The organism is Candidatus Cloacimonadota bacterium (genome assembly GCA_034661015.1).
Lineage (GTDB): Bacteria > Cloacimonadota > Cloacimonadia > JGIOTU-2 > JGIOTU-2 > JAYEKN01.
The window spans coordinates 1-5929 of the sequence record JAYEKN010000060.1; the positions used below are offsets into that span (position 1 = coordinate 1).

General features: G+C 33.5%; 2 protein-coding genes. Both read right to left on the reverse strand.

The genetic code is table 11. From position 1 onward, the window contains the following. Window positions 1-326: 326 nt before the first annotated feature. Complete coding sequence (locus tag U9P79_01850) at window positions 327-1349, reverse strand: hypothetical protein (GenBank protein MEA2103372.1); 1023 nt, start codon at window positions 1347-1349, stop codon at window positions 327-329. A 128-nt stretch (window positions 1350-1477) separates the two neighbouring features. Next, complete coding sequence (locus tag U9P79_01855; protein ID MEA2103373.1) at window positions 1478-5899, reverse strand: hypothetical protein; 4422 nt, start codon at window positions 5897-5899, stop codon at window positions 1478-1480. Between the last annotated feature and the right edge of the window lie 30 nt (window positions 5900-5929).

The window sequence follows — 5929 nt, forward strand, 5'->3', positions numbered from 1 at the left end:
TGGTGATCAAAACCAGTCCAGGGAAAGTACCCACCACCCATATCCGTACGAATCTGACTACCGCAGGAATATCCAGATCAAGGTATTTTGAGCTTTTGGGTAGCCTTTGACATCGGTCTTTCACATTAAAAGGGGTCTGAACGAAAGCACCGATTAAAACCGGAAATGGTTTTGGAGACATAGTGTTGGGGCCGTGTAAACTGATCTCGGTATGGTAATAACAATAATAAAATTTTTAAGTATCTATAATATTACATAAAACATCATTTTGAATTTGGATTTGGTTGTAATAGCTGCCCACCGCATACTCCACTACCGCACTCAATTCAAAAATTTTCAAAGCATAATATGTCAGCCTGAGCATTAATAAGCTCTTTTAAATCCAGTAAATGTTGTTCACAATACTTAATTTCACAGTCTTGTCCCAGTAAAGTGAAAACAATTGACAGTTCATCTTCTCCGCCCTCTGAAGGCAAACGTAGCTCTTCTATTTGTTCCACAATATCAAGAGGGCTTTCCTTTGCAGCAAGACGCCATTGAGCAAAATGTTCTGCACATAAACAAATAGCATTTGCGGGGGTATCCATATATGCAGCATTTTGTCGTTCAACAAGGTATGCAGCTACAAAATAAGGTTCTCCGTTACTTTTAGACCAAGTGCTGCCGCAAATTTGGCATTTTCCATGATACCATTGAGATAGTGTTTCCCTCATTTTTGGATCAGGTCCTTCCAAAAGCTCTCTTTCAACCTTCCGCCGGCGTTGTCCTGGTTTTGGTTCATTTTTAATCTTTCGTATATGTCCTTTTCTAAGTTTAGAGCCTCTTCTTGCAAGATTTTTCACCCTATTATTTGAGTTGCAATAATTTTCATCTTCATCAAATTCAGGAACTCCCGTGTGATTAAAAGAATCACGGAGCAATGTTCTAAAATATGTTTTACGCTCAGATTTGTCAGTTGGTTCTACAGTTGAATATTTTGAATCGAAATCATCAGGCATTGCAATGTTTTTATCTAAAAAGTGAAATGTGTGATAGTCTTGTGCAGGGAAAACTTCTGGGCAGTGACTAACATGTAAACAATCATTTGTAATTGATCCAGTCCAACGATTCTTTCTTCCTTTCCATTGAAGTTCATTATATTTTTCAATAAACAGATGTTTTACTTTATAAAAAGGAAAAATATAAGCTTCATGAGCTAACTCTAAACGATAAAATATGATACAAAAATTATCTTTAAATTTATCCTTGAAATTTTTAATTATGTTAGCCTGAACACCAAAACGAAGACTTTTATTATCAACTTTTAATAAATAATGCCTTTCTTTATTTTTAACCTTAAACGTATCCATCAATCCCCCTATTCATTATTTTTTTGTGTAAACGTAAATATGTATCCGATAATTAGAAATCCTTGGAAATATAACAAAAGTCAGATCTCCTAATTTCTGGATTATCGGAACATGCCCCACTCCCGCACTCAATTCAAATTTTCAGAGCATGATATCTCAGCCAGAGCCTTAATCAACTCTTTTAAGTCCAGAAAATGTTTTTTACAATACTTAATCTCACAGTCTTTTCCCTGTAATGTGAAAACAATAGAAAGCTCATCTTTTCCGTCCTCAAAAGGCAAACGCAGTTCCTTTATTTGCTCCATAATATCAAGAGGAGCTTCTATTGCAGCATGACACCATTGAGCAAAGTGTTCTGCACATAAACAAACGGCATTGGCAGGGGTATCCATAAGTTTAGCATTTTGTCGTTCCATAAGGTATGCTGCTGTAAAATAAGGTTCTCCATTTCTTTTGGGCCAAGTATTACCGCATATTTGGCATTTTCCATCATACCATTGAGATAGCGTTTCCCTCACTTTTGGATCAGGTCCTTCCAAAAGCTCTATTTCAACCTTATGGCGGCGTTGTTCTGGTTTTGGTTCATTTTGAAAAGTTCTTCTATATTCTGCCCTGCGTTTAGCAGCTCTCCTTTCAGGATTTTTCACCCTGTTATTTGAGTAGTAATTTTCATCTTCATCAAATGAAGTAACTCCAGGACGATTAAAAGGATCATTGAGCAATGTTTTAACATCTATTTTAAACTCAGGGCGGTCAGTTAGTTTATCAGTTGGTTCGACAGTTAAAGGTTTTAAAACGGAATTATCAAACATTGGAGAATCTATTTTGTTTCTCTTTTGCGATTCAAAATTATCAGTTGAATGTGTTGAGTCAGAAGCATCGGGTGCTGAACCATCAATCTTGTCTATCTTTTTTGATTCAATGTTGCCCGTTGCTAAAATTTCAGGACTTTTGTTTTGTGTTAAGGGGTCGTCAACCACTTTAGTCTCAACAATTGTTTTTGGGGTTAAGGATGAACCATTTTTATTTTTTTGCACTGCTGGATTAATCTTAGGTAATTCAGGCCTGGAATTTGATGGCTGCTCAATGTTGATAGGCTTGTTCTCTTGTTGCTCGTCCTCTTGATGGTTTTTATTGTCAATAATATTTGTATTAGATTCATCAGGGACATCAAACTGATTTTGTTCCAGGTTATGTAGTTTGTCATTTGCTTTCTTTTTGTCCAGATACTTGTTCTCAATTTCTCTTGGTACACTCCAGCCTTTTGATTTTAAACGTTCTGTATCATCTTCTTTTAGAGTAAGTTCTACAAAATCAGCACAGTCTTTATAATCTTTATAATTGAGGAGTCTTTTAGCCATAATCTTGGAAATTTCTATTCTCATTTTTTTCTTGGAATTTTTGGGATTGTAAATAAGAATATTTTTTTTAGTATCCCAATATACCGGAAACTCAGCTTCCTGACTTTCATGAATATCATGAATGTCAAGGTGATATAAAACCATGATATTTGAAGCTGTAGTTGCCTCCTGAATGGAAATCAAATTATCAAATTTGCCATCTTCAAGCAAACGGTCATAATCATTCTTACGTTTTTCTTTTAACCATGTAGCAATCATTAATACAGATGATTTTGTAATATATTTATTTTGGCTGTTAGTGTATGTGGACTGAACGTTTTCTTCATAATCCGGAATAGCAGATTCTGAAAGTAATGGAATATTAAATGCTTTGTAAAATGACAACCATTCATTAAAAGAATCTCCTTTTGGACGCCAAACAAAATAAATATTGCTATTCTTAAATATTGTTTTTAGTCCTCCATCATCGGGAATTAAAATTTTACCGGGTTTCTCAAAAGTATGAGATTGTGTATAAAATTTAATTTTTTCTGAAAATTCATTCCACCAATCAGGACGATCCTCCTCTTCTGTTTCTGATTCTGCAATTTTCCGTAATTTTTTATATAATTTTGTAATAGTGACATGTAATTTTTCCTTGTCTTTAACTGGACTGTCTTGCAATTTTAACCAACTTTTTGCAAATAGTTCTTCATCTGCCTCCTCTTTTATGTCAAGTGTTTTAACAAAAAAGTCTTTTAACTCTGAATAATATTTTTCAAGATAAACAAATTCATTACCAAGGATATCTCTTGAATCCAGCCAGACACAATCATCTCTTTTGTACCATATTCCAGATTCTGTATCATCTGGAATAAAGATCAATGGATGCGTTGAAAATTGATTTTTAATAACAAATTTTTCTGAAGTATTTGAGGCATCTAATAAGGAGTCAATCTTAGAATAAATTTTTTTAATTTTTTCAATATCAACCTGATTATTTTTAGAAAGCCTTTGTAAAAAGGCAGGTATGTTGTTTGTATTTACATCCTCATTCATTGCAATGGTATTTACAAAAAAATTTTTGAACTCGGGATAATACTTCTCCAAATAAACAAAATCACTGTCAAAAACATCGCTTGAATCCTTCCAGACACAGTCATCTATTTCATGCCATGTCCCGAATTCTATATCCTCTTCTGGAATAAAAATTAATGGATACTCCTGAAATGCTTTGCGAACATCATTTTTATTGCGAACAGTATCATTATCGTTATAGCCACCATGATTTTCAATGCGTGTTACATTCTTAAGGTAGTAGTAAATATGACTGATTGTTTCAGAATTGACAGGCAAATTTTCAGAAGAATATTTTTTTAGAATTTCAAGTGTTTTTTTTACAGTAGGTTTTAAGCAAACACCCAAAATCTCCAATATGTCTTGATGGATACCTGGAGCTACGTAAGAAACATTATCGCCAAATATATTTTTGATTTCTTCTGTGGGTAAAAATGCATTAGTTGGAGAAACGAATCCTTGTTTTGAGGGCATCCATTTCAATTCTTTAAGATAATATAATATCGTATTGTCATAATAATTTATCCTTTTTCCATGACATTGAAAGGTACCTTTAGCTTTTAAACCATTTTCATAGAATTGTTCATCAGTGGAATAAATATTATTTTTAAATGAAAGTGTTTTTAAAAATGCCATTAATGCATTAGCTGATAATGGTTGATTATCTTCCTCACCCAAATTCAAAATTAAAGCGGAAGGCATGCCAAAGGACGTTACTTTAACTTTAGATATCCACTTAAACGCAGAACGACTCATACACAAATCAAAACATTTACGTTCATTAGAAGAAACAGTAAAACCTTTTTTTGACATTGATTCAAATGAATTTTTTGAAGTAAATGTTATCCTCGCAAATCCTGGATATTTTTTTATATTACAAGCATCAAACCATTCTTCAGGAAAATCTTTATAATCATCAGCCAAAGCTATAAAATGTTGCCTGTCTTCTTCCTCTTGCCAGATATACTGCCATCCTGATTCAGGATCAAAAGCCTCAGGGACAACGACAGCCTGTATGGTGGGATGCATTTCTTTTTCAGATCCGTTATCCCATGTTAATTTACGAATTCCTTTTATTAACATTTTGCGACCGTCTGCAACTATTACCGGCAACTCTTGCCATGGAAAATTATCATCTGCATTGTCAGCGAGAAACTCAGTTATTTTTATTAAAGCATCTGGCTCCAATGTTTCATCACTTTGCTTTAATTTTTTTAAAATATTATTACAACAATTATTCAAATCAAAATCATGGATATCCAATTGTTCCTGCATAAACTCTTTTATTGAATCTGAATCTTCTTGTTTTTCAACAAGTTCCAAAAAATTTTGATTAAGGAATATCACATGCATAATTTCAGATAACCATTTGTCTGCTGACTTTAATTTTTCAGCAGATTCATCATCACATGAAAAATAAATTGGCTGATCATAAGTCCCCTTTAATCCAAATGAGTCAATATTGTCGGTTTCTGTTGGTACTATGGATAACTTATTGAGGCTATAATCAAGTGATCTGCTATTATCTGACACATTGAAACCATTATCATTATCCTTTTTATTGAATAATGTACTGTACCATTGTTTTTTTGAGGACAGAAATTTATAAAGATATATAAACCATTCCAATGAATGCTTGTGAAGCCATTCGGTTTCCTTCAAGCATTCAAATAAATCAATTGGCTCTATTCTTTCAACTCCTATTGCTTTAAGCTGCTGTTCATATTTATTCTTGTTAATTTGTGGGCAGACAAGTTTTACTTTATTTATAAGATAACCAGGAGGTTCAGTATCAGTATCATTTATAAATAATTCATAAAATTTTTGATCTGCTTTTCGTGTATTTTCCGGTTTTTCAAGGATGAAATCAGGTGTTGTAAGAATACATGCGGAATTCTTCAAATTAGCATGTATTTCTTTAACAACGGGTTCAAGAAAGTCCTCACGAGAATTAAGTGGAACAGAGGCATAAGCAGAATATTTTTTTTCAAGGTCAAGTTTGTCGCTTGTAAGAAAGGATAAAAAAGCTTCCTTATAAACATCTGCAATGCAACCACGAAGCCAGTGATTCCATTTTTCATCCTCCTGAATTTTTTCTCTGTCGGTGGTGAGCAGAAAATCAGCATTAATCATAAATGGTAAGCCTGTGTTCCCCCAAACCGG

Coding starts and splice junctions, on each gene's coding strand:
- U9P79_01850 (MEA2103372.1), bottom strand. CDS start 1,349: ATGGATACGTTTAAGGTTAAAAATAAAGAAAGGCATTATTTATTAAAA.
- U9P79_01855 (MEA2103373.1), bottom strand. CDS start 5,899: ATGATTAATGCTGATTTTCTGCTCACCACCGACAGAGAAAAAATTCAG.